Genomic DNA, 24698 nt, shown 5'->3' on the forward strand with positions numbered 1-24698 from the left:
GTGTCAGTTATGCCAACGCCGCCCAGGTGGCAAACTGTGTGTAGGCCGTAGCGCCACACACGCCTCACTTCGGACCCGATTACGCACGCGTTCCACCCTGTAAGAGCGTCAGGCTATACGACGCGACAACCTACACACAGTTTGCCACCTGGGCGGCACATACCATTCGCTGCCGCTAGCCGTTGTGCAGGTGTTTGAAGTGGGTGAGGCGCTTATTCGAAGCGTTGGCAACGCACGCAAACAGAAAGGTTGCCGTGTGAGGCGTAAGACCCTGTGGGGGCCCTCAGGCAAACACTAGAACTGGCGGTGTTAGCCGCTTTCTTTTGCCTACTTTTCTTTGCGGCGGCAAAGAAAAGTAGGTGCCGCCCCGCACAGGGGCGACGCTTGAACGGCAAACACCGTAGCGCGGATGCCAGCGAAAACCCGAAGCAAACCAACCGGCCGTCGCAGACAAAGTACCTACCGCCCGGCACAGCGGCAACACATTCAGCACGAAGACAAATCGCGGATGCCGGCGAAAAAGTCCCGCACCACCCGACTTCCCGCCCTACAAAAACCCTTCCCGAGAAGTTTTCTCGATCGTCACATCATACCGACCGCCCATACCACCGAGCGCCACCGTCGCGCGCTTTGCGCATTCAAGCAAGGCAACCAATGCCCCGGTAATAGTCGACGCCATGTCAAACCGCGCTTTAGGCCCAGACAACGCCAGCGCTCCCACCAATTCTCCCGATGCCCCAAAAACAGGAACCGACACCGACGCCGTTTCAGGATCACGCTCTCCATGGGAGACAGCCCACAACCGCTCACGCACCTCCTCCCAACGAGGATCGAGCGTATCCGTGAACGCCAGCAGAACTTTGCCCGACGCCCCCTTGTCGATCGGAAACTCTTCGCCGACACGAATCGACACGCGCACTGCGCGCGCAGGTTCAACACGGAACAGCACCAGCCTCCGGTTGCCCTGCCGCACATACAAAGACGCGGTCTCCCCGAGGTCCCGGCTCAGTTGCTGAAGAATCGGCTCGATAACCGGTCCCACCTGAAACGAGCGCTGGTAGAGCGCCGCGAGCCGCAATGGCTGCGGCCCAATCGCGTACTGTCCGTCGCTCAGTCTGCGGATGAATCCACCGTGTTCCAGTGCGCCAAGCAGACGCAGTACCGTGCTCTTGTACAGATCGGTGCGACGTGAGAGTTCTGCGAGCGACAACCGGTCATCGGTCGGCCCGAAGGCGTTGAGAATCGCGAACGCGCGATCGAGTACCGCCACACCGCTGGACCCGTCGTTTGGGGCGACAGCCTCCGATGGTGACGCTTCCTGCATTTCGCTGGGCACGGCCGTTTCCTTATCAGGTCTTTGCGTTGAATCGACTGTATCGTTCTATCACGCAGAACGCAAGTTTCATAAATCCGCAAATTTCCGGGTTTACCCACCTTAAATTGCCCTGTTTTTGCTCCTATAGTTCTATTTGACAGAACATCATTCCGTCTAACAGAACACTCGAAAGGAATTCACCTTGAACACTTCCCCCGCTCCCACGGTCCTTGTCAGCGAAGTGGGCCCGCGCGACGGCCTCCAGAGCATCAGGCGCGTGATGCCGACCGCTGCGAAGCTTCGCTGGATTTCCGCGCTGGCCGCCGCGGGGCTGAAGGAGATCGAGGTCGGCTCTTTCGTGCCGCCAAAACTGCTTCCCCAGATGGCCGACATTCGTGAAGTCGTGGCTCATGCACTCACCATCCCCGGTCTTCACGTCGCCGTGCTTGCGCCAAACCTTCGCGGATCGCAAAGCGCCTTCGAAGCCGGCGTGCATAAGCTCACGTTGCCGGTGTCGGTGACCGACGAGCATTCGATGGCCAACATCCGCAAGACGACCGCACAGATGATCGACGAGGTGCGCGAGATCGTCGCGTTACGCAACGCGCAGTTCCCTGGTGTGCAGATCGAAGCGGGCGTATCCGTCGCGTTCGGTTGCACGATCGCGGGCGCGGTGAGCGACGACCAGACAATGCGAATGTGTGTCGCGATGGCCGCGTGCGGTGTGGACGAAGTGGGCTTGTCCGATACCAGCGGCTATGCAAACCCCACGCAGGTCCGCCGTCTGTTCCGGCGCTTGCAAACCGAACTTGGCACCAGGGCAGGCGGCGCCCACTTCCACAACACGCGCGGTCAGGGACTGGCGAACGTCGTCGCTGCGCTCGATGCAGGCGTGACAACCATCGACGCAAGCCAGGCGGGTCTGGGCGGCTGTCCCTACGCGCCGGGCGCGACCGGCAACATCGTCACGGAAGACCTTGCCTTCCTGCTCGAAGCAATGGGCTACGACACGGGTATCGACATTGACGCGCTCGTCGCTGCCCGCGCAATTCTCGCGGAAGCGCTGCCGGGCGAAGCGTTGTACGGGCATGTGCCGGACGCGGGGTTGCCGAAGGGATTCGGCTACGCAGATGGGCGTACACCGAGCGCGCCGCAACCAGAAGGATGTTTGCTGGGAGTTGCGCAATGAGTTCGAATCAATCGAATCAATCCCTGCCCTACAGCGGCGTGCGCGTGATCGAAATGACGCACATGGTGATGGGACCGACCTGCGGTATGGTGCTGGCGGATCTTGGCGCGGAAGTCATCAAGGTCGAGCCGATTGCAGGCGACAGCACGCGTTCCCTGCGTGGATCAGGCGCAGGCTTTTTCAGCACGTTCAACCGGAACAAGAAAAGCATTGCCGTCGACGTAAAAGATCCTCGCGGGATTGAAATCGTCCACAAGCTGCTCGCGAGCGCCGACATCTTCAGCGAGAACTTCAAGAGCGGCACGATGGACAGACTCGGGCTCGGATACGCAGCGCTGTCGAAGCTCAATCCGCGTTTGATCTATGTCTCGCACAAGGGCTTTCTTCCCGGTCCGTACGACCATCGAACCGCGCTCGACGAAGTCGTGCAGATGATGGGTGGCCTCGCGTACATGACGGGGCCCGAGGGGCGGCCGCTGCGTGCGGGCACCAGCGTCAACGACATCATGGGCGGCATGTTCGGCGCTATCGGTGCGATGGCGGCACTTGCGCAGCGTGAGCGCACAGGCAGGGGACAGGAAGTCCAGAGCGCACTGTTCGAAAACAACGTGTTCCTCGTCGCGCAGCACATGATGCAGTACGCAGTGACGGGGCAGGCTGCGTCGCCGATGCCGAGCCGTATATCCGCATGGGCCGTGTACGACGTCTTTTCCGTCAGGGACGGCGAGCAGATTTTTCTGGCGGTAGTGTCGGACACGCAATGGGCCCTGTTCTGCGATGCATTTGGTCTTGCCGAACTGAAGTCGGACGAACGGATTGCCACCAACAATCAACGGGTCCAGGCCCGCGACTGGTTGCTGCCGCGATTGCGCCAGCACATGGAGGCGTTCAGCGCGGCTGAGATCAGCGCCATTTTCGAACGCATCGGCTTGCCCTATGCGCCGATTACCAAGCCGCAAGACCTGTTCGACGATCCCCATCTGCTCGCGACGGGCGGCCTCGCCGAAGTGACGTTGCCGCCCGATGCAAGCGGAGCGGGTGAGCCGGTCTCCACGCGCACTGCATTGCTGCCGCTGACGTTAGCGGGTGAGCGCTTGCGGCTTCGCGCAGCGCCGCCCGCGCTCGGGCAGGACACACAGTCGCTGCTGTCGCAGCTCGGCTATACCGATGACGAACTCAGACAACTGGTCGATGCCGGTGTCGTCGGATGCCAGAACCGCCCGTCGGGCGACGCGTCGAGTCCTTCGCCCAATGAGCTTGCCAGCGCCTGACGTCGGCCCCCCATCGCGCAGAAACACAGCACCGCGCCGACCGCCTTGCGGTCAGGCCCGGCCAGTGAATTGTCTGGAGACGACAATGACATCCATTTCATCGAGCATGACGGCTGACACCCCCGCCAGCCTCGAACAGCAGGCGGTCAGAAAAGCTGCATGGCGCTTTATCCCGCTGCTCGCACTCGCCTACTTCTTCAACTATCTGGATCGTACGAGCGTCGGTTTTGCCGCGCTGACGATGAACCGCGACCTTGGGCTGACTGCAACGCAGTTCGGCTGGGGAGCCGGGATCATGTTTGCCGGCTATTGCCTCTGCGAGGTGCCCAGCAATCTGGCGCTATACCGCTTCGGCGCGCGGCGCTGGCTGGCCCGCATCATGATTACGTGGGGGCTGTTGGCCGCAGCCACGGCACTCGCCGCCGGACCGACCAGCTTCTACGTGATCCGTCTGCTGCTCGGCATCGGCGAAGCCGGCTTCTTTCCGGGCGTCATATTCTTCCTTGCCGTCTGGTTCCCCGCCAGCTACCGCACCCGTGTGCTTGCATGGTTCACTGTCTCGACTCCGCTGTCTTCGCTCGTCGGCGGTCCGTTGTCGTCGTGGCTGCTTCACATGGATGGCTTACTCGGTCTGGCAGGCTGGAAGTGGATGTTCATCGTCGAAGGTCTCCCGGCGTGCGTGCTCGGATACCTCGTGCTGAAAATGCTTGCGGACAAGCCCGCCGATGCCACATGGCTTTCGCCGGAAGAGCGGCTCGCACTGCAAAGCGCATTCGATCGCGAGGGTTCATCCGGTCAGAAGAAGAAGGATTTTCGCGCGGCGCTCAAGGACGTGCGCGTCTATCTCCTGGCGATGATCTCGTTTGGCTTTACGATGGGCTCTTACGGCATCGGCATCTGGTTGCCCCAGATGCTCAAGGCGCACGGCATGAGTGTGACGCAAACCGGCTGGGTCTCTGCCGTGCCGTACTTCTTTGCCACCATCGCGTTGCTCTGGTGGGCGAAACGGGTCGATCGTCGCGGCGGCCATATTGCAAACCTCGCTGCGGGTCTGCTGATCGGCGCGGTCGCGCTCGGTGTCTCGACATACTTTCATCAACTGTTGCCCGCGATGACCGGCATCACGCTGGCACTGATCGGCACGATTGCTGGCCGCACGATTTTCTACACGCTGCCGGCCCGATTCCTGTCCGGTCAGGCAGCGGCAGGCGGACTCGCGCTGATCAATTCGATCGGCGCACTTGGGGGCTTCGCGGGTCCTTATCTGGTCGGCTATCTGAAGGACAGCTTTGGAACCTACACGGCCGGGATGTTTGGTCTCGCTGTCGTGCTCGGGTTGACGACGTTGCTGACGCTCTCCCTTTATGCCTTCAATCGGGGTGAGCGATGACAGTAACGATTGATTCGCCGATGCGCCGCCAGTTGCTTCGTGCCGCCGCTGCATCGATCGCCATCCCCGTCCTGGCCAAACATGCAATCGCCAACGAACAGACGCGTCCCATGAATCCGACCAACAACTATCTGCCCGTTCGATCCGAATGGCTCGCCTCGGGAACGGAAGCGGCACTTGAACCGGACATGCCGATCATCGACGCGCATCATCACTTCTATGATCGTCCGGGCTGGACCTATCTGCTCGACGAGTACCTTCGCGACGCACAGTCCGGGCATAACATCACGGCGTCCGTGTACATGCAGGCACTCACCCGTTACAGGCAGTCGGGCCCCGACGCATTGAGGCCGGTCGGCGAGGTGGAATACGTGACAGCCGCAACCGCGCCGACGCAGGGCGGCCGGCCACAGGTCGCAAAGGGCATCGTCGGCTATGCCGATCTTCGTCGCGGTGCTGCCGTGCGCGATGTGCTCGAAGCGCATCTCCAGGCCGGACAGGGACGGTTCAGGGGCGTACGGCATCTCGTGACGTGGGACGCTGACCAGACACTGGTGAATCCTGTCTCGGCGGCGCCGCGTGGATTGCTGCTCGACCGGGACTACCGCGCGGGCGTGGCGCAGTTGGGGCCGCTGGGTCTGTCGTATGACGCATGGCTTTTTTTCCCGCAGCTTCCCGAGTTATTCGACCTTGCGAAGGCTTATCCCGACGTGCCCGTCATCATCAATCATTGCGGCGGCGTCGTGCGGATTGCCAGCTACGAGGATAAGCAGAAAGAGGTGTTCGAAAGCTGGTCCCAGTCCATGCGCAAGCTGGCGCAACTGCCTAACGTGTACGTCAAGGTCGGCGGGCTGGGGATGCGGATCAACGGCTTTGACTTCGAGAAGGGGGAGCGGCCACCGTCGTCAATCCAACTTGCCGAAGCGTGGAAGCCGTGGATGCACACTTGCATCGAACTGTTCGGCGTGAATCGATGCATGTTCGAGAGCAACTTCCCGGTCGACAAGGGCTCGTACCCGTACAGCAACGGCTGGAACGCATTCAAACGATTGACAGCGCAGGCGAGCCACGGCGAGCGCGAAGCGTTGTTCCGGTGTACGGTGAGCAACGTGTATCGCCTTGGCTGATCGTGGCCGCGAGTCGATTCAGACTTTGGCGCGCAGAGCGACTACGGCGTACCTGCCGAAGGCCCGCCGTCCCGCACCGCGACGGGAAGACGGGCGACGAACACCCAATCCATATAGGTTTTCGCGTCGTTGAAACCGCGAAATTCACCTGGAAAATGCGCGATCTGAATGGGTCGCGCATGAGACACGCTATGAACGCCGACAATGGTCTGTCCATCCGGCGACCTGACGAGTTCCCAGTCGGCCTTGCCCGTCATCGGGTCCGCATACAGCTTGCGCAGGTGCCGCACGACGTTGGGATAACGCGGGTCGCGCACGAGGTCGTCGAGCGTGCGCGGCTGGTTCGGCTGACCCACGGGCGTCGCCAATGCATAGCTCAGCAACGCGCGCTGAAACTCGCCGCCGACGAACAGCAGTTCCTGTTCGGCCACGCGCCGCTGATAGACGGCACCAAGCTGCGCCGTAGCGGCAGCCGCCACGCCGATGATCGAGATCAGGATCAGCAGCGCGAGATACGCGTAACCCTGTTGCGCATTGCGCCGCCTGCGAACTCTTCCCCTTCGCATCGCTATTGCGCCTCGTATGGCTTGCCGTTGCTATCCGCGCCCTGCGCGCCGCTTTTGATGTCGTAGACCTTGCCGGGAAACGGCTCGTCGGGTGGCACGATGTGCCAGGTCGTCGCGCTGTCGGTGATGGGATCGATGGGCAGCGAACGCAAATAGTGTTTCTCGACGAGTTCTTCCAGCGAGTCCGGATAACGCCCGGCATCGCCATAAAACCGGTCGATCGCATCGCGCGTCGCGAGCAGATTCTGCGCGAGGATCTTTTCTTTCGATGCGTCGATCGAATGGAAGTAGTTCGGCAACGCGATCGTGAGCATCAACGCGATCACCGACAGCACGATCAGCAGTTCGATCAGCGTAAAGCCCTTTGCGATACGCACGCGTGCGGTCATCGACGTCACCATTTGCGGTAGGCAATGCCATTGAGTCCGATGCCCGTGGAAGTCGAATAGACGTCGTACACGTCGTCGCCTTCCTGCGGATCGTCGGCTTCGCTCGCGTAGGCGCGCTTGCCCCACGTGGCCGCGTCGCCGAGTTGCGCGTCGGGGTTCATCGGATCGCGCGGAATGCGTCGCAGGAAGTACAGCTTGTGTCCTTTCGGATCGGTCTGGTCTTTCACGCCGTCGACGAGTACATCGAGGCCCGTCGGATAGCCCGTCGCGCCCGCCTCTTTGGCGATGCGCCCTTCCTTGCTCGCGGACTTGTACGCATCGATGGCGTTGCGAATTTCGTGCAGCGCGACGCGCAGTTCCTGCTCGCGCTCGCGTTGACGCATGACTTGCGCAACGGGCACCGTCATGCAGGCGAGCACGCCGAGAATCGCAAGCGTGACGAGCAGCTCGATCAGCGTGAAGCCGCCCGTTGCCTTCCGACGTGCTGTCATACGCGCGACGTCGTGCGTCATCGCGCCCCCACGCTCAGGCTGTACGCGGACGGCGGCGGCATCGTGACTGTCTGGCCGCTTACGCCGAGCACGGAGCCGGGTTGGACCTGGATCGACGTCTGCGCGGCGGGCGCCAGCGCCTTGAAGCTCAGCACGGCGAAGGTGGCCTGTGCGGAGCCGCCCGTGCCGCCCGGCGACGAGTCGGCCAGAATCAGCTGGCCGCCCTGCGCGACGCGGTTCGAGAAGCTCGTCTGCGCGCCGCCCTGTTTGAGGAAGTCGCCTTCCGTCACGCCCGTGAACTGCAATTTCGACACGTCGTAGCTCACGGTCGCGGACGCGCTCGTCACGGGCTGATCGGCCTGCATCAGCAACGCGACGGTGACCGAGTCGCCCGTCTTCACCTGCGGCGGCCCCTGGATCGACATTTCGGCCGTGCCAGGCGTGCCCGCGCCGCCGACGAGCGGCGTCGTGTCGCCGCCGAGATAGGCGCCCGCTCCTGCACCGTATGCGTTCGATCCCGCGCCGTACGCGCCGGATGATCCATAAGCGCCATACGCGCCCGTTTGCGGCGTGTTCGATCCGCCGCGCTGGCCGGACGTGCCAAAGTCCGCAGCCTGCGTGTTGGACGATGAACCGTTGGAAGGCGCGGGCGTAACGATTCCGTTCGACTTGATCATGCTCTGCATGTTCGTCTCCGTGCCGGACGTGAAGTACGCCAGCGACGCATCCGGGTGCCGGATATTGCGAACCAGGTGCGGCGTGATCGATAGGACGATTTCGGTGTTCTTGTCGTCATCGGTAGTCGCACCGAACAGGCGGCCCAGCACGGGCATCTGTCCGAGGCCAGGAATCTTGTTGCCGGAAGTGCGTTCCTGACTGTCGATCAAACCCGCCAGCACATCCGTCTCGCCGTTCTTCAACTGCAGCACGGTGCTGGCCGTGCGCGTGCCGATCTCGTAAGCGGTCGTGCCCGACGAACCCGTGACCTGGTTGAGCAGGCTGCTGACTTCGAGCGCAACCTTGATGCCGACCGTGTCGTCCAGATAGATGGTCGGCTCGACGTTCAGCGTCAGGCCGATGTCGAGATAGTTGATCGACTGCGAGACGAAGCCCGTTGATGTCGCCGTCGACGTGATGTTCGGCACGCGCTCGCCGATCAGGATCTTCGCCTTCTCGTGATTGCGCACGCGGATGCGCGGGTTGGTCAACAGCTTCGCGTTCGAATCCTGGCGGTTCGCGTTCACGGTCGCCTGCAGCGACGAGACGCCGACCGTGCGCGAAGTCTGATTCAGCAGATCGTGCAATGACAGCGCGGGCGAAGAACCCGAGCCGCCGGAAGACGAGGAACCATACGACGAGCCGGACGATCCGCCGCCCGACGAGATCGCGCCGAACGCGCTGCCCGCTGCCGTCGGCGTGAACGTGATGGACGACGGCCATGCGATGCCGAGATCCTGCATGCTGTTGCGCTGCACTTCCAGCACTTCGACTTCCAGCATCACTTCCGGCTCGGGCACGTCTTCTAACGCGACGAGCTTTTCGGCCATCCGGATCGCGTCGGGCGTGTCGCGCACGATCACGACGTTGAGCTTTTCATCGGCGACGACGTCGTGCGACTTGACGATCGTCTTCAGCGTGTTGGCCACCGTCTTCGCGTCCGCATTCGACAGGAAGAAGGTGCGCACGGCCAGTTCCTGATAGTCCTTCAGCTTGGCGGGCGTGTTCGGATAGATCAGCACCGTGTTTTCGTCGAGCACCTGCTGCGCAAGCTGATTCGTCGCGAGCACGTAACGCACGGCTGCTTCGATCGTGCTGTTGCGCAGATAGATCGACGTACGCTGATCGGTCTTGACGTCCTTGTCGAACAGGAAGTTGAGCCCCGCGCTGCGCGAGATCACTTCGAACACCTGCTTGAGCGGCGCATCCTTGAAGTCGATCCGGACCGGCTTGCGATAGGCACTTGCAAGCGCGGCTTCGACGCGCAGAAAGCCCGTGTCGGCGTTCAGCTTGCGCTGCAATGCCAGCGCGCGGGGATGCGCGGGCGCTTCCGTCAACACCTTCGCAATCAGGCCGCGCGCGCTGTCGCTATCCTTCGCGGCCAGCATTTCCGCGCGCTCGACGAGTCCATCGATCCGCGCCGCGCCTTCGAGTGCGGCGATGCCGGAGAGCGCGCGTTCGTTGGCGGGGTCGATGGTCAGTGCATGCTGATACGACTTGCGCGCCGCCGCGCGCGCGCCGCCTGCCGCGAGGCGGTCACCTTCCTCGTCGAAGCGCGCGACAGCACTCTCGCGCTCCGCGAGCCAGGCTGCGCGGTAATGCGCGTCATGCGGATCTTGCGTGACGGCTTGCTGCAGCTTCGCGAGCCCTTCGTCGACCTTGCCCTGTGCAACGAGGTCCTTACCGTCGCGATACGCGCGCTCCGCTGCACAGCCCGTCAGCATGATCGGCACGGCGACGAGCAGCGCGAGCTTGCGCGCGTGACGCGCCGCGAAACGGCACAGACCGCGTCGCGTGAATGATGTTGCAAGTGGCGTAGCCAACTGTTCACTTCCTTTGGTTGCGTTCATCAGTCGGCGCTGCCGATATCTATCGTCTGAACCAGTTTCAGCGGCAAGTAGACGAGCGTCATGGTCGGCGGCTTGATGGCGTCGACGCGATACGATCCGTCGATCACCATCTGATCGCGCACGATCAGCGTTTCGTCGCCGCGCGTCAGATACACCTCCCAGTTGCCGTCGGCGCCCTGCTTGCCGAGATAGGTGAACGGCAGGCTGGGCACAGCCGGTTCCGACGGCAGCGGCGGTATCTCCGCACCTGCGGGCGCCGCGGAGGGTAGCGGCGGCGCCATCGAGCGGCTGCCGAATAGCTCGCGGTGTTCACCCGTTGTCGAGCCGATGAGTTCGGTGCGCGCGCGCAGCGCCGCAATGCCAACCGTCTCTGCGCCCGCCGCTCGCGCGGATGGCGTCGCCGCGTGCGCACTCGCGCGCGGCACAGCTTCGACGACCTGATCCGCCGGATTCGTGCGGCCGAATGCGAGCAGCCCCGCGCAGAGCAGAAACACCAGTGCGAGAACAATGTGCTTGCGCTTCATCGCCGCACCTCGCCGGCATCGACACGCGCATCCGACAACGCGGCGGGACGCAGAAACACCGTGAAGCGCAAGCTCGCCTCGACGGCGGTGTCGTTCGCCGAACTGCGCCTGAAGCGCATGTCATCGAGCGCGGCGTACGGAACCGTCAGCAGAACCTTTTCGCAAAAGCGCCTCAGATGCACGTAGTCGCCCTTCACGGGCAGGACGATCGTGTAGGTCTCGAAGCGCCCGGCGGTATCGCGAGCGGGTTTGTACTCGGCTTTGTCCAGCGTGACGCCCGTCTCGTCGGCGGCGTCGAACAGATGGGCGACGATCTGCTCGCTATGCGCCGCATCGCCGAGTGCCGCATAGAAAGCCGACAGGCGCGCGGCGGCCATCGCCGGCGCGGTGACGATGGGCTTCGGCGGCGGCGCGGAGCGCGCGCGCGCAACGGCATGCGCCTGCTGATCGATACGCGACGCGAGCGCCGGCAACAGCGCGAACCACAACGCGGCGGCACCCAGCACGAGCGCGCCTGCCAGCACGGCGACCACGCCCGATCGACGCGACGCGAGCAGCAGACGCAGCAGCATCCGCGCGACATTTGGCATGCTCACGGTTGCGCCCTCCGCCACTGCGCTTCGATCTGAAAGCGGATGACGCCATCCATGCCGTCGCGCATGCGTTCGTGCCTGACCAGCGTGACGCGCTCGAACAAGGGTTGCTGCTCCAGCTGTGTCAGATAGTCGATCATGTCCTTGCTGCTGCCGCACTCGGCTTCGATCTTGAGCTGCGCGCGACCCGGTTCGGGCGTGATCGACAGCAACGCGACCTGCGAAGGCGTGGCGGATTCGACAGCATCGAGGATGCTGCCCCACGGCAGATTGAGGCGCGTCACGGCGGCATTGACGGCTGCCGCCTGCTTCGCATCGATGGGCGCGCCGGACGACGCGCCCGAAGCGCGAGCCATACGTTCCGTGCGCGACGCGAGACGCGCTGTTTCGGCCTGGAGCGAATCGAGATTTGCGACCAGCCTGTACGCGCGAAGGCCAGCGAGCACGCACAACAGCAGCGCGGCGAGTGCCAGCACGCGCACAACAGCATGGGTGCGATACAGCGTGCGACGCCAGCCGAACGGCGCAAGGTCGATGTGCAGACGTTTCATCGTTGCGGATGCCATTGCACGCTCAAACCCACATCAGAGGATGCAGCCGAATCGGGCTGCCACTCATCAAGCGGACGACCGTGGATATGCAGCACGGAAGGCGCGGCCACATTGTCGAGCAGCGCCGCGCGTGACAACTGATCGCGCAGCCAGGCCATCGACGGAATCGTTTTAGGCAGCGGCAGCGTGCGCACGGCGGCAAGACGCGGCTTCTTTGCGTCAGCGACGAGACCCAATGTAAGCCCGTGCTCGCCGAGCGTCGCGAGCCAAGTATCGGCTCCAAGGCGACGGCGCGAGCGATTCCACGCAGCGACGAAGTTCGGCGTTACCGAAGCGAGGCTTGCTCGCTGCGCATCCACAGCGAGCCGCAAAGCCACATGCAGACGTCGAGAAACCGCGCAGGCCAGAAACGGCGCAGCGCATTGCCAGTCGGCGGCGAGATGCCAGTCCGCCAGCGGCTCGCCATACAACACCTGGAAGCGCACACCCGCAGCCGCGCGCAAGTCCTGCATGCGCCCGCCATTGGCGGGCGGCGTGACGACGAAGTAGCGCACGAGGTCGTCGTCGATCGTCACGTACACGGGCACGCGAGCGCCGCCCGCTGCGTCGAGCGCAGCCGCGATGGGCGCAGAGAGCGTATCGGACGCTGCGCCCGCAAGCGCGGGCAACGGCCGTTCGACAAGAACGGGCGTCGCCTTGCGCGAGCCGCTCACACGCAGCACAGAGACCGCGTCGCGCGACAGCCGAACCCGGCAATGTCCGCGCGGCCAGATGCGCATCAGCCTGTCACGCATTGAGCGTCACCCGCTTCACTTCCGCGAGCGTCGTCTCGCCGCGCTTCACCAGATTCAACGCGACGTCGCGCAGGCGGCGCGTGCCGTTCTTGCGCGCCACGTCCTTGATTGCGCGGATCGGCTGCTTTTCGACCACCATGTCGCGTATCTCGTCGTCGAGAATCAGGATTTCCGCAATCGCGCGGCGTCCACGGTAGCCGGTGCCGCGGCAGTCGCCGCAACCCGTTCCTTGGCGGAAATCGAAACCGGCGACGTCGGCGCGGCTCAATCCGAGACGCGCGAGTTCTGCGTCGGTGGGCATATACGGCGCGGCGCAGTGCGCGCAGTTCACGCGCATCAGACGCTGCGCCCAGATGCCGTTGAGCGCCGACACGAAGGCATACGGATCGATGCCCATATGGCTGAAGCGGCCGAACACGTCGAACACGTTGTTCGCGTGTACAGTCGTCAGCACGAGGTGGCCCGTCAGCGCCGACTGCACAGCGATCTCAGCGGTTTCGCGGTCGCGTATCTCGCCGACCATGATCTTGTCCGGATCATGGCGCAGGATCGAGCGCAGGCCGCGCGCGAACGTCAGCCCTTTTTTCTCATTGACGGGAATCTGCAGAATGCCGGGCAACTGATATTCGACGGGGTCTTCGATCGTGATGATCTTGTCGCGGCCGTTGTGAATTTCCGTGAGCGCGGCGTAGAGCGTCGTCGTCTTGCCCGAGCCTGTCGGTCCCGTGACGAGCAGCATGCCGTACGGCTCCTCCGCCAACGCGCGCAGTGCCACCAGCGATTCGCTGTCGTAACCGAGCGCTTCGAGCGTCAGCGAGCCGTACGCTTCGATCATCGCGCGCTTGTCGAGAATCCGGATCACGGCATCTTCGCCGTGAATGCTCGGCATGATCGACACGCGCAAATCGATGTCGCGCCCGCCCGCCGCGACGCGGAAGCTGCCGTCCTGCGGCACGCGCCGCTCGGCGATGTCGAGTTCAGCGAGCACCTTGAGGCGCGAGATCACCTGTTCGGCCGTCTCGACGCCGTTCAGCGTGGCCGCCGCGTCGAGCACGCCGTCCACGCGGTACTTCAGCGCGAGGCCGCTCGGCGTGCTTTCGAGGTGGATATCGGAGGCGCCCGCTTTCAATGCGTCGTAGAGCGTCGAGTTCACCAGCTTCACTGCGGGGCTGGCTGCCTCGCTGACGGTCTCGAACGACAGCACCTGCGCCGTGCGCCCTTCGGCTTGCGCTTCGACGCCGCCCGTCACGAGGCTGTCGATGGCGCGCGTCGATTCTTCCATGCGCGCGTGATACGCCTGAAGATCGGACGGCAGCGCGAGCCGGATGTCGATCGCGGCGTTAGCCTGCGCGGCGAGCCACGTTTGCAGATCGAGATCGAACGGACTCGTCACGACGCCGACGAATGACGCGTCTTCTTCGCGCAGCAGCACGCAGCGGCGCTGCATCGCGCGTGAGAGCGGCACGCGGTCGAAGGCGGGCTTGAGCGCCAGCATGTCCGCCGTTTCGATGACGCGCATGTCCAGCAATTGCCCAAGCGCCTGCAGCAACTGGCGCGGCTCGACGCCCGTCAGCGTCTCCAGTTCGGCGACGATGTGGCGCTGCGTGGCTGACGCTGCCGCGCGGGCGCGCGCCAGCAGATCGGCGTCGAACAACGGCGCGATGGTCTCGGGCGCGTTCATGACAGTCCTTCCGCGAGATCGAAGATCGGCATGTAGAGCAGCACGACGATGGTCCCGACAACAAGCCCGATCGCCGACATCAGCAGCGGTTCGAACATGCGCGTGAAGCGGTCGATCCAGCGGCTGATCTCGCCGTCGTAAAACGCCGCAGATTGCGTGAGCATGTTGCCGAGTTCACCCGAGCGCTCGCCGACGCGCAGCATGCGCAGCGAAATCGGCGTGGTGAGATTTTCGGCGTGAAAAGAGCTGGACAGCGGCGCACCCGCCTGAACGGCGGCGCGCGCTCGCAGCAAGCCATCGCGCAACGCGGGCGAAATCGTTCCCCCCGCCGTCTCCATCGCCGACACGATCGGGATGCCGCCTTCGAGCAACATGCCGAGCGTCAGATAGAGCCGCGAAAGCTGATAGATGCGCAAGTGCGGACCGAGCAACGGAAGGCGGCCCAGCAGACTGACGAGTCCCACGCGCGCAATCGTGGCTCGCACGGCCGCGCCGCCTGCGATTGCAACTGCAACGGCGGCGGCAAACAAAGGCAGCCCATGCGCCGACGCAAACTTGCCCCAGTCGAGCAGTGCCTGCGACATCCACGGCAAGCTTCGACCGGTACCTTCATAGATCGTCGCGAAGCGCGGCACCACGAAGGTGATCAGAAAGGTCGACACACCGCCGCCCACGATAAACAGAATGCTTGGATAGATCGCGGAGCTGATGAGCTTGTTGCGCACCATGTCGATGCGCGCCTGGTAATCGACATAGCGTTGCAGCGAGCGCGGCAGGTCGCTTGTGCCCTCCGCTGCGCGCACGATGCCGACGTAAAGCGGCGGGAACACGTCCGGCTGTTCGGCGAGCAGGCTCGAAAAGCGTTTGCCCTCGCGCAAGCCCGCCAGCAGCCGTTCGAGAATGCCGCGCAGCCTTGCGTTGCCTTCGCGCTCCACCAGCGCTTCGAGCCCTTCGACGATCGACAGTCCCGCCATCAATAGCGCGAGCAGTTCCTGGCTGAACAGCACGAGCGAGATGCCGCCGCGCGAAGCCTTCGACGAGCGCAGCGTGCGCAACGCGCGCAGTTGGGTCGCGTGCAGGCCGCGCGCCTCGACCTGGCGGCGCGCGTCGTCCTCATCCTGCGCATCGACGACGAGCGAGACGATCTGGTTGTCGGGCGAAAGCGCCCTCACTTCATACGGCATAGTGCTGTGCTACTGGTTTGTTGTGGTCTGCTGCTGCCCCGTTGCCGCGCGCTACATGTGCGCTTCATTCACTGCTGATATCGGCGTCTTCTCCCGTGCCGCCCGGCTGGCCGTCGCGGCCGTATGAGATCACTGCATAGTCGCCCTTCGTGCCCGGCACCTGATACACATACGGATGTCCCCACGGATCGAGCGGTGCTTCTTTCTTCAGATACGGACCGGCCCATTTGTCCGCGTTCGCGGGCTTGACGAAAAGCGCGGCCAGGTTTTCGTCGGCGGTCGGATAGCGGCCGACGTCGAGCCGGAAGTTATCGATCGACTTCGTGAAGACATCGATCTGCGCACGCGCGATAGTCGCCTGCGACTTACCGAGCTGCGAGAAATAGCGCGGCCCCACGAGCGCCGCCAGCATGCCGATGATGACGAGCACCACGAGCAGTTCGAGCAGCGTGAAGCCACTCTGTTTCTTGAGCCGCGCGCGCCGCGATCTTCTCGCGTTGGCTGCGCGGCGATGGTTGACTGACTGCATCGACACTTCCTTCAAAAAGTTGGACGCCCGCCAGGCGGGCGTCCATCAACGTTGCTAAAACGGCGTGCGCGTTACTGACGCGCGCGCTGCGTCGACGAGACGTTGTTGTACACGCCGAACTCGAACAGCGAGTAGCCGTAGTCCGTCGAGCGCTTCGTGCCGTAGAGACGCACGTAACGCGCGGTCGTAGCCGGGAACGACAGGTCTTCCACGCCGCCCTTGCTGTCCGTCGTCGTGTAGACGGTGTTCGACCAGTCGACGTTGTCGTGCGAGGTCTGGATCTGATACGCAATCGCGTGCGCGTTCTCCCAGTTCAGCACCACGCGGTTGAAGGTCTGCTCCGAGCCGAGATCGATCGCGATCCACGACGGGTCGATGAACTTCGACGACCAGCGCGTGCCCGTGTTGCCGTCCACAGCCAACGTGGGCGGCGTGTTGTCGTTCTCGTCGCCGCTCGACGTGGCCGGCCGGTTCTGCGCCAGATTCACGCTTGCCGACAACGGCACGAAGTTCACGCTGATGCTGTGCTCCGCGATGACGTTGGTGAACGTGTACGTCGACTGCACGCCGAGGTTCTTGCCATCCACGGTCATCGAACCCACGCCGTAGCCGGCTGCCGGCAGCGCCGTGAAGGTCTGCGAGCCGCCCTGGATCACGCCGACTGCACCCGACGGGCTGATCGTGCCGTTGGCGCTGCTGCTCGCCGTGACCGTCAGCTTCGGCGTCGCCGCCGAGTTGTAGACCTCGAACTCGAACAGCGAATAACCGTACTGCGACGCGCGCTTGACACCCTGCATGCGGACATAGCGTGCATTCGTGACAGGCAGCGAAATATCCTCGACACCGCCCGCGCCGGCACGTTGCGGGATGATGTTCGTCCACGTCTGGTTATCGTTCGACGCCTGAAGCAGATAGGCCTTACCGTAAGCGTTCTCCCAGTTCAGCACGACGCGGTCGAATTGCGTCTGCTGGCCGAGATCGACCGTGATCCATGCGTCGTCATTGAAGTCCGACGACCAGCGCGAGCCGAGGTTGCCGTCGACAGCATTCTTGGGTGCATAGCCGTCGTCCTGCACGCCGCTCGACGTCGCGACCTTGCCGCGCGCGAGGTTGGCACTCGGCACGCCGCCATTGCCACCATCGCCACCGTCGCCGCCATTGCCACCATCACCACCGTTACCACCATCGCCGCCGTTACCGCCGTCGCCGCCTGTTGCCGCGGTCACGGTCAGGATCGCCGTCGCGCTCGTCGCGCTGCCGCCGCCGTTGCTGACGACAACGCTATACGCGGCGCCGTTGTCGGCTGCCACCGTGGTCGGCGGCGTCGTGTACGTCGGGTTGGTCGTGATCGCCACCACCGTCGTGCCGCGCATCCACTGGAAGCTGAACGGACCCGTGCCCGTCACGCCCACCGAAAACTGCGCTGCCTGCCCTTCGCTGACCTTCACGCTCGCCGGTTGCGCCGAGATGATGGGCGCATCGGCCGAATTGCCCGAGACGCACAGCGACCAGCCCGGCGTGTTGTCGATGATGCCGGGAACCGACTGACCCGACGAGAACGCGAGATACGCCTGCGTCGACGCATTCGGCACACCCGTCGTGGTCCACGTGCCCCACGGAGCCGGGAACGCGCACGACGCGAAGTTCGAGCGAGCCACCGTCAATGCTTCGTTCTGCGTCGGCAGGCGCATGCCGATAGCAGCGCAATACTGCTTCGCGACCGTCTGCGTGAACTGCGCGCCCTGGTTCGGGAACGTCGTGTAGTACTGCTGCCACACAAGGCCGCTGACGTTGTCCTTCACGTTCGGCACATACGGGCCCGACGGCAGACCTGCGATCGTCGAAGTCCACGTGCCCGGCTTCGCGCCCAGCAACGTGAAGCGCTCGGTCTCGCTGCCGCATTGCGGCGCGTCGAACACCTGGAACTCGAACAGCGAATAGCCGTACTGCGTCGCGCGTTGCAAGCCGAGCATGCGAACATAGCGCGCCGACGTGCTCGGGAACACCGTCGTTTCCGTGCCGCCGTGACCCGCGATGATCTGGTCGTTAGGCAGAACGTTCGTCCAGTTGCTGTTGTCGTTCGATACCTGAAGCTTGTAGGCCGACGCAGCCGCGTTCTCCCACATCAGCACGACCTTGTTGAAGGTCTGGATGGAGCCGAGATCGACGGTGATCCACGAAGGATCGATCTCCGGCGCCGACGACCAGCGCGACGCGACCGAGCCGTCCACCGCGTTCTGCGCCGTCAGGCCGCCGTTCTGGTCGCTGCTCGACATCGCCTTCGCGTTGAGCGCGAGGTTGCTGTTGTCCGCGCCGCTCACCGTCAACGTGGCCGGGTCGCTGGTGACGCTGCCTGCGCTGTTGGTGATCGTGACGGCGTAGTTGCCGCCATCGCTGCCCTGCGCCGACGCAATCACGATGCTTGCCGAGTTCGTGCCGTACGGCTTGCCATCCTTGGTCCATTGATACTTCAGCGGAGCCGAGCCGCTCGCGAGCACGTTGAAGGTCACGCTCTGACCAAACGGCACGCTCTGGCTGTGCGGTTGCGACACGATGACGGGCGGCGTCGCGACGCTCACCGTCAGCGTTGCGTCCGCCGACGTGACCGTACCCGCGCTGTTGGTCACGACGGCTTTGTAGACCGAGCCGCTATCCGACGTTTGCGTCGCGGGCGTGTCATACACGGGCTGGTTCGCGCCGGGAATGGCCACGTCATTCTTCAGCCACTGATACGACAGCGCGGGCGAACCGGCCGCGACCACGGTGAATTCCGCGCTCTGTCCGCTGGTGATGCTCAGCGACAGCGGTTGCGTGGTGATGGTCGGCGCAGCCGGTTGCACGACCTTCAAGTTTGCCTCACGTGACGTGACGCTGCTGTTGGCGTTGCGCACGGCGACGCTGTAGGTGACGCCGTTGTCGACCGATTGCACAGCGGGCGTCGTGTACGTGTAGCCGGTCGCGCCCGGAATGGCCGCGCCGTTCTTCATCCATTGATAGCTGATGGGCGCCGCGCCTGCCGACAGCACGTAGAACTGCCCGCTCTGCCCTTGCGTGACGATCTGATCGGCCGGTTGCGTGATGATCTTCAGCGCGCTGGGCGGCTGCGGACCGACCACGAGCGCATTGCCGTTGAAGGTCTGCTGCGCGTTGGTCGGCACGACGTTGAACGTCGCCGTGCCGCTGCCGAGGCCGGGCGATGTGGCCGTGACCGTGACAGCACCAGGCGTGAATTGCGTCTTGACCGCGATGCGCGTCACGCCGCCTTCGACCGACAGGTTCGGGTCGCCCGGCGCGTGATACGACAGCGGCTGGTTCGGCGTCACGTCATGGTCGGAGCCGCCGCGATAGGTGCCGGGGCCGCTCACGCTGAACGTCAGGGTCTGCGATGCATCCGGCACGCGAATGTTGTTCGCGTCGACGACCGTCGCCGTGATGACGGCGGCATCCGTGCCGTTCGCGGTCAGCGCGAACGATTCGCCGCTCGGCTTGACGAGTTCGGGTTCGACCGTCAACAGGATATGGTCGGCCGGGCCTGCCGTCACCAGCGAGTCATACGCTGCAACCTGGCGGTTGTTGTCGAGACACTCCGCCGTCAGCGTGCCCGGCGCCCACTTGATGTTGTCCCAGTGAACCTGCGTCGGCAGGGTCGTCGTGTTCTGCGTCAGATCGGTCGGATCCATCGACGTCGGATTCGGCACCTGGTCGCCGCCAATCAGTTCGCCATTGAGGCGCAGCCGCACCGCCGGACAGTTGCTGAACGCATTGACGGTCACGGTGCCGGCGCGGTTCCACGTGTGCGCGAGCTTGACCACGGGCTTGATCTCGAACGGCGTCCACGCCGCCTGATAGATGTAGTAGATCAGGCGCGGAAGACGGTTCGCGTCCATCATCGACGCGCCATTGCCACGCACGGCCTCCGGCGCGATTCCGTCGGTCTGCGTGTTGATTTCGCCCGGCGTATCGGCCAGATACCAGTGCGCAATACCAAACGACTTGCCCGCTACGCTCTCCACCCAGGTCTTCAGATATTTGACGGCGAACGCCAGTTCGAAGTCGTATTTCCATCGACCGACGCCGTCGCCCCAATACTCCGAGCCCCACGCGGGTGAATTCGGGTAGTCCTTCTTGACGTTGATGTCGCAGCCGTTGCCGCTGCAGCCGAGAATGTCGCCGTTGTTCGGATTCGGCGTGCGGTCGGCCTGGGCGCGCGTATTGATCGGGTCCCACACCTGCGACAGCGCCTTCAGCGATTGCGCGAATGCCGTGTCGGTTGCGCCGTTATCGGCTTCCCACGCGAGCACGGACGGATGGTTGCGATCATGAACGATCATGTCGCGATGCAGTTCGGTCTTCAGCGTGACGTTGTTCTGCGTCATGCACTTGACGCCGGCAGCCGTCTCCGCCGTGCAGATGACGGCGAAGCCGCCCTCGCCTTCGCCGCTCGGCTGGACCATCATCACGCCGTAGGCGTCGGCGGCGTCGAGAAAATCACGGCCCTGGCTCGAATGGCCCGGACGGTACAGACTGCCGCCCGCCTGTGCGAGCAGGTTCAGGTCTTTCCATTGGAGTTCAGGCGGCACGGCCGAGCCGAGCGCCGGATAGTCGTAACGGCCCGAAGCGCCCCACAGATAGTGCGGGTGTCCGTTGATGATCGGGAAGTTCTGGTCCCACGTGATCGTGCGGATACCGAGCGGGCTCTCCGTCGTATCGACGACCACACCGTCGATGCTGACGGAGTGAATCACGCGGTACAGATACGGCTTGCCGTAGATGCTGTTGTTCGGATACCAGAGGTTCGGATTGGGAACCGTCATCACCTGATCGAACAAGGTGGGCTGCAAGCCCGGCTGCACGTTGGCGGGCACGGTGCGCGTATCCTGCGCAGTTACCACCACGGTGCCGCCCGCGTCGACGATCTGCGTCGTCAACGTCACCTTCTGGTCGGTCGAGTACTCGTTGAGTACATTGGTCTGCACACGGATCGTCGCCGACGACGTGCTCGCCGTGACCGTCGCGACATACGTGCCCCACGTATTGAGCACGGCGTAGATGTTCTCGGGAATGTGTACCCGGTCCGTGATGTGCATCCACACGGGGCGGAACAGGCCCGTATCGTCCTGGCCGAAACGGAATGCGCCCGCGAAATCGGGCGACTCGAAGAACTTGTCGCCACGCGCAACCTTCACGGCCAGTACATTGTCCGTGCCGTCGAATTTCACATAGTTCGTGATATCGACGATGAACGGAATGAACCCGAGCACGTGCGTCGCGTCCTTGTTGATCTGACTATTGCCGCGAATCAACGTCCCGTTGATATAGACCTGCGCACCCGTATGCGCGCCCTCGAACTCGATATAGATCTTGCGGTTCGCAAAGGACGGATCGAGCGTGAAGTGCTTGCGGTACCAGTTGATGTTGCCCGTCAAATATCCCTGGTCGCCACCCGACTTCCAGTTAAGGAAGGTGTCGTTGTCCGACGGCGTCTGCGGGACGCCAACCTGCGCCCAGCCCGAGTCGTTGAAACCCGGCTGCATCGCGTTGGCGTCGTCATTGTCCTTGACGTACTTCCAGGGCGTCGCGCCCAGATTGATCCTGATGTGATTGGATGGTGGAAGCGCTTCGCTCGCGACAGCGTGAGTCGCAACGCAAAGCAACATCATCCAAAGTACTACTAAACAGCATGCAAGCTGCCCCGTAAACAACCGAACGCGATAGCGCATTATGGTTTCCTTGTCGTTCTTCCCGGTCTTTCTTTGAATAGATGTGGCTTTACGCTCGCGCCGTTTCGCGCAACGTTATCGATGCGCGAGCACGCGCGCTCGCCGGTGCCTTAGCGCGAGATGCGCCTGCTGCACCGGTGAGTACGACTTCGCCACTTTTCAATTTTTTGCCGAACGTTTCAAATGCCAGGCAAACGTTTGCTCTTCGATTTGATTACGCTCGTCTAAAGACGCCCCAATCCCACTATTTAATTTTTCATCTTAAGGTGATAGTTGTAGTGATCTATTTCTTCTAGTACCTGGTGCCCGATTCCGATCGGCATCGCATGGAATGTGAGGTTCCCCGTTCCAGTGCTATGGCTAGTGCTCTGATCGAACCTGGCGTTGGCGCAGCATTTTTCTTTAGTTTTATGACGGTGATGTTACGAACAATTTCAAATGAGCAACAAAAGTCCAAGCCTGTCACCTAATGGAAAGTTCTCAAATCAGTTTCCATTTAGCACAAGCTTTCAGTCCGCTCACAGCCACTCATCCGGTCGGGCATTAGACATTCATCAAATTTCTAATGCAAGAACATTGTAGGCAACACCATGTTGCATAGTGGGCAACATTACCCGACCGTTTCAATCGCGAACTACATTGTGGGATTCAACTGCGCGAACTCACGCGAGAGAAAAGATCTCTGTGCGCTCTCGATAAGATGATGCATATGCACCGCATCCGCGAAAGTCGGTGCAGTGCGCGTGCCATTCGTCACGTCGTGCGCATAAGCCCAATAGAGTTCGGCCAGCTCCAATACGGCGGAAGGCAGATCCGATTCCGGAAGGCGCAAATAGCTTGTAGGCACTTCAAGCGGTTCGAGCGGCTGCTTGTCGCCGTGCGCGCCGAAGATTGCATAGTCGTCGCCCACATCGCCGAAAGCCGATGCGTTCGTGATCCGCAAATCGCCTTCGGTCCCGGTGATGTCGATCTGCACGCCTGAGCCGTTGCGCTTGCCGCCTTCGATATGAACGGACACCACCGCCCTGTCGTTCAACATGCCGGCGAGTACGAGTTGATCGGGTGTCGATGTCGGTATCGAAACACCTGTCTCCCGAATCGTCACCGACGGAAACTGGTTAGGCGTAAGTGCCGCGATGGAAACAGGCCAGCCGGTTCCCGAAAAGAGCATGTCGAGAAAGTGTCCGCCATAGATCGAAACAACAGATGAAAAGTTCTCCAACGGAACGGTCCATTCGAGCGCGCGCGAACGCGTCGCCTGAAAGTAGTTCATGCTCACATGCATGCGTACCGAACGCAGTTCGCCGACGTAACCTTGCTGAATCAGGTCGCGCACATAGCGGTTATGCGGCGCAAGACGCCTTTGCAAGCCGACGACATGACGCACGCCGCGTTCCTCGGCCAGTCGCAAAAGTTCTTCTGATTCAGCGAGCGTGGTCGTCAACGGCCATTCGCAGTACACATGCTTGCCCGCGGCGATCACACGCTTGACCGTCTGCGCATGCTGCGGCGCTGTGTTCAGCACGACCACGAGATCGATGTCGGGACTTTCGACGAGTTCGTCGATCGACTCAGCCACGCGGCCGATCCGATATTCGCGTGCCGCTGCTTCGGCGGCTTCGCGCCGATGGCTATAGATAGCTTGCAGCGTGTATTGCGGCAACAGATCGAGCACGCGCAAATGACCGTGCCTCGCCCAGTTGCCGACGCCGATCACGCCAACGCGCAATGGCACATTAAGCGATGCTTCCATGATTCTGAATTCTCCAGTGAATGACAGACGGTGATGGCACGCGTGTCACACCGACACCACGATGCGTCCAAAGTGCTCGTTGCGTTCGAGCACCGTATGCGCCTGCGCGATCTGCTCGAACGCAAAGCGATGCGCGATTACCGTCTTGAGCGCGCCCGACTGCAATCCGTCGAAGATGAACGCCGCTGCGTCGGCCTGGCGTTGCGCGTCCGTGGTCGTCGAAAAGAGGTTGTATCCATGCACGGTGATGCGCTTATAGAGTAGCGGCAACACGGGCAATACGGTGTCGTCGGGACTCAACGCGCCATAGAGCAGGATCGTGCCGCCGGGCCGCGTCGCGTCGATCAGACGCGCAAAGGTCTTGCCGCCGACAGGATCAAATACGAGGTCCGCGCCGCGTCCCTCGGTGATGCGTTGCACTGCTTCGACGAGATCTTCTTCGTCGGTGACGATTATGTGGTCGGCTCCGAGCGCGACAAGCGCGTCGCGTTTCTCACGCGTTCGGGTGAGCGCGACGGCCGTCGCGCCCAGACGCTTCGCCACCTGAATCGCGCCGATGCCCACCCCGCTCGACGCCGCGGGAATCAGCACGACATCGCCAGGTTTGACTCGTTCGTTTTCCGTGAATGCAGCGTAGGGCGTGATGAACACGTTCCAGATCGCCACCGCGTCTTCGTGCGAAAGCCACGCGGGACTCTTCACGACAGCGTGCGCGGGCGCCAGCACAAGTTCGCCGTACACGCCGTAATCGTTCATCGAAAACGAAGGCACCGTACTGACGTTATCGCCAACGGCCACATGCGTGACGTTCGCACCAACGGCATCCACCACGCCGGACGCTTCATAACCGACCCGCGCGGGAAGCTTCGCCGCCTCGACATACTCGCCGCGTCGCCACATCGACTCCGCGCGATTCAGGCCGATGGCCTTCACACGAATACGCACTTCGTTAGCGCCAGGTTCGGGCGTGCCGATTTCCGTGTACTCGAAAACCTCGGGACCGCCGTGCTGCGCGAAGGTAATGACTTTAGCCATGACTCGTTCCTTTCGTTCAATCCATTCAT

General features: G+C 62.9%; 19 protein-coding genes. 4 read left to right on the top strand and 15 right to left on the bottom strand.

Translation table 11 applies throughout. The features are described from left to right. Window positions 1-547 precede the first annotated feature (547 nt). A complete protein-coding gene (locus BLT65_RS18585) occupies window positions 548-1324 on the bottom strand; it encodes an IclR family transcriptional regulator (RefSeq protein WP_091779749.1) in 777 nt (258 codons plus the stop codon). A gap of 193 nt (window positions 1325-1517) precedes the next feature. Here BLT65_RS18585 and BLT65_RS18590 point away from each other — a divergent pair, with 193 nt between their 5' ends. The 4 genes from BLT65_RS18590 to BLT65_RS18605 all read left to right on the top strand — a co-directional run bounded on the left by BLT65_RS18590 (window position 1518) and on the right by BLT65_RS18605 (window position 6292). Further along, window positions 1518-2504, top strand: a complete 987-nt coding sequence (locus BLT65_RS18590; protein ID WP_091779751.1) for a hydroxymethylglutaryl-CoA lyase — start codon at window positions 1518-1520, stop codon at window positions 2502-2504. Beyond that, window positions 2501-3775 carry a CaiB/BaiF CoA transferase family protein gene (locus tag BLT65_RS18595; RefSeq protein WP_091779753.1) on the top strand — a complete coding sequence of 425 codons (1275 nt, stop codon included), beginning with the start codon at window positions 2501-2503 and terminating at the stop codon, window positions 3773-3775. The genes BLT65_RS18590 and BLT65_RS18595 overlap by 4 nt, the downstream gene beginning before the upstream one ends. A gap of 85 nt (window positions 3776-3860) precedes the next feature. Beyond that, window positions 3861-5165 carry an MFS transporter gene (locus BLT65_RS18600; RefSeq protein ID WP_091779754.1) on the top strand — a complete coding sequence of 435 codons (1305 nt, stop codon included), beginning with the start codon at window positions 3861-3863 and terminating at the stop codon, window positions 5163-5165. Continuing rightward, window positions 5162-6292, top strand: a complete 1131-nt coding sequence (locus BLT65_RS18605; protein WP_091779756.1) for an amidohydrolase family protein — start codon at window positions 5162-5164, stop codon at window positions 6290-6292. Before BLT65_RS18600 ends, BLT65_RS18605 begins: the two co-directional genes overlap by 4 nt. Window positions 6293-6333: 41 nt before the next feature. Here the strand turns inward: BLT65_RS18605 and BLT65_RS18610 are convergent, their stop codons facing one another. From BLT65_RS18610 to BLT65_RS18675, 14 genes are all read right to left on the bottom strand, one after another. Then, complete coding sequence (locus tag BLT65_RS18610; RefSeq protein ID WP_091779758.1) at window positions 6334-6858, bottom strand: hypothetical protein; 525 nt, start codon at window positions 6856-6858, stop codon at window positions 6334-6336. A 2-nt stretch (window positions 6859-6860) separates the two neighbouring features. After that, complete coding sequence (locus BLT65_RS18615; RefSeq protein WP_091779759.1) at window positions 6861-7259, bottom strand: type II secretion system protein; 399 nt, start codon at window positions 7257-7259, stop codon at window positions 6861-6863. After that, entirely contained in the window at window positions 7253-7738 is a 486-nt protein-coding gene (locus tag BLT65_RS18620; RefSeq protein ID WP_229516629.1) for a type II secretion system protein, read from the bottom strand. The genes BLT65_RS18615 and BLT65_RS18620 overlap by 7 nt, the downstream gene beginning before the upstream one ends. A gap of 17 nt (window positions 7739-7755) precedes the next feature. Continuing rightward, window positions 7756-10278 carry a secretin N-terminal domain-containing protein gene (locus tag BLT65_RS18625; RefSeq protein ID WP_244186525.1) on the bottom strand — a complete coding sequence of 841 codons (2523 nt, stop codon included), beginning with the start codon at window positions 10276-10278 and terminating at the stop codon, window positions 7756-7758. A 26-nt stretch (window positions 10279-10304) separates the two neighbouring features. Further along, window positions 10305-10829, bottom strand: coding sequence for a hypothetical protein (locus tag BLT65_RS18630; protein ID WP_091779762.1), 525 nt, complete (start codon window positions 10827-10829; stop codon window positions 10305-10307). Continuing rightward, window positions 10826-11419: a hypothetical protein gene (locus tag BLT65_RS18635; RefSeq protein WP_244186528.1), complete on the bottom strand. Its 594-nt coding sequence runs from the start codon at window positions 11417-11419 to the stop codon at window positions 10826-10828. Before BLT65_RS18635 ends, BLT65_RS18630 begins: the two co-directional genes overlap by 4 nt. 2 nt (window positions 11420-11421) lie before the next feature. Further along, a complete protein-coding gene (locus BLT65_RS18640) occupies window positions 11422-11973 on the bottom strand; it encodes a PilN domain-containing protein (protein WP_244186526.1) in 552 nt (183 codons plus the stop codon). Further along, a complete protein-coding gene (locus BLT65_RS18645; protein ID WP_091779766.1) occupies window positions 11970-12767 on the bottom strand; it encodes a hypothetical protein in 798 nt (265 codons plus the stop codon). Before BLT65_RS18645 ends, BLT65_RS18640 begins: the two co-directional genes overlap by 4 nt. Then, window positions 12760-14448, bottom strand: a complete 1689-nt coding sequence (locus BLT65_RS18650; protein ID WP_091779768.1) for a GspE/PulE family protein — start codon at window positions 14446-14448, stop codon at window positions 12760-12762. The genes BLT65_RS18645 and BLT65_RS18650 overlap by 8 nt, the downstream gene beginning before the upstream one ends. After that, complete coding sequence (locus BLT65_RS18655; protein ID WP_007739701.1) at window positions 14445-15632, bottom strand: type II secretion system F family protein; 1188 nt, start codon at window positions 15630-15632, stop codon at window positions 14445-14447. Before BLT65_RS18655 ends, BLT65_RS18650 begins: the two co-directional genes overlap by 4 nt. 64 nt (window positions 15633-15696) lie before the next feature. Further along, window positions 15697-16161 carry a type II secretion system major pseudopilin GspG gene (gene gspG / locus BLT65_RS18660; RefSeq protein WP_091779769.1) on the bottom strand — a complete coding sequence of 155 codons (465 nt, stop codon included), beginning with the start codon at window positions 16159-16161 and terminating at the stop codon, window positions 15697-15699. Window positions 16162-16232: 71 nt separating this feature from the next. Beyond that, window positions 16233-21821: a discoidin domain-containing protein gene (locus tag BLT65_RS18665; RefSeq protein ID WP_244186527.1), complete on the bottom strand. Its 5589-nt coding sequence runs from the start codon at window positions 21819-21821 to the stop codon at window positions 16233-16235. A gap of 694 nt (window positions 21822-22515) precedes the next feature. Further along, entirely contained in the window at window positions 22516-23634 is a 1119-nt protein-coding gene (locus tag BLT65_RS18670) for a Gfo/Idh/MocA family protein (protein ID WP_091779774.1), read from the bottom strand. 45 nt (window positions 23635-23679) lie between these two features. Beyond that, window positions 23680-24669, bottom strand: a complete 990-nt coding sequence (locus BLT65_RS18675; protein WP_091779776.1) for a zinc-dependent alcohol dehydrogenase family protein — start codon at window positions 24667-24669, stop codon at window positions 23680-23682. Between the last annotated feature and the right edge of the window lie 29 nt (window positions 24670-24698).

The organism is Paraburkholderia steynii, assembly GCF_900100565.1.
Taxonomy (GTDB): Bacteria; Pseudomonadota; Gammaproteobacteria; order Burkholderiales; family Burkholderiaceae; genus Paraburkholderia; species Paraburkholderia terrae.

Coding starts and splice junctions, on each gene's coding strand:
- BLT65_RS18585 (WP_091779749.1), bottom strand. CDS start 1,324: ATGCAGGAAGCGTCACCATCGGAGGCTGTCGCCCCAAACGACGGGTCC.
- BLT65_RS18595 (WP_091779753.1), top strand. CDS start 2,501: ATGAGTTCGAATCAATCGAATCAATCCCTGCCCTACAGCGGCGTGCGC.
- BLT65_RS18600 (WP_091779754.1), top strand. CDS start 3,861: ATGACATCCATTTCATCGAGCATGACGGCTGACACCCCCGCCAGCCTC.
- BLT65_RS18605 (WP_091779756.1), top strand. CDS start 5,162: ATGACAGTAACGATTGATTCGCCGATGCGCCGCCAGTTGCTTCGTGCC.
- BLT65_RS18610 (WP_091779758.1), bottom strand. CDS start 6,858: ATGCGAAGGGGAAGAGTTCGCAGGCGGCGCAATGCGCAACAGGGTTAC.
- BLT65_RS18615 (WP_091779759.1), bottom strand. CDS start 7,259: ATGGTGACGTCGATGACCGCACGCGTGCGTATCGCAAAGGGCTTTACG.
- BLT65_RS18620 (WP_229516629.1), bottom strand. CDS start 7,738: ATGACAGCACGTCGGAAGGCAACGGGCGGCTTCACGCTGATCGAGCTG.
- BLT65_RS18630 (WP_091779762.1), bottom strand. CDS start 10,829: ATGAAGCGCAAGCACATTGTTCTCGCACTGGTGTTTCTGCTCTGCGCG.
- BLT65_RS18635 (WP_244186528.1), bottom strand. CDS start 11,419: ATGCCAAATGTCGCGCGGATGCTGCTGCGTCTGCTGCTCGCGTCGCGT.
- BLT65_RS18640 (WP_244186526.1), bottom strand. CDS start 11,973: ATGAAACGTCTGCACATCGACCTTGCGCCGTTCGGCTGGCGTCGCACG.
- BLT65_RS18645 (WP_091779766.1), bottom strand. CDS start 12,767: ATGCGTGACAGGCTGATGCGCATCTGGCCGCGCGGACATTGCCGGGTT.
- BLT65_RS18650 (WP_091779768.1), bottom strand. CDS start 14,448: ATGAACGCGCCCGAGACCATCGCGCCGTTGTTCGACGCCGATCTGCTG.
- BLT65_RS18655 (WP_007739701.1), bottom strand. CDS start 15,632: ATGCCGTATGAAGTGAGGGCGCTTTCGCCCGACAACCAGATCGTCTCG.
- gspG (WP_091779769.1), bottom strand. CDS start 16,161: ATGCAGTCAGTCAACCATCGCCGCGCAGCCAACGCGAGAAGATCGCGG.
- BLT65_RS18665 (WP_244186527.1), bottom strand. CDS start 21,821: ATGATGTTGCTTTGCGTTGCGACTCACGCTGTCGCGAGCGAAGCGCTT.
- BLT65_RS18670 (WP_091779774.1), bottom strand. CDS start 23,634: ATGGAAGCATCGCTTAATGTGCCATTGCGCGTTGGCGTGATCGGCGTC.
- BLT65_RS18675 (WP_091779776.1), bottom strand. CDS start 24,669: ATGGCTAAAGTCATTACCTTCGCGCAGCACGGCGGTCCCGAGGTTTTC.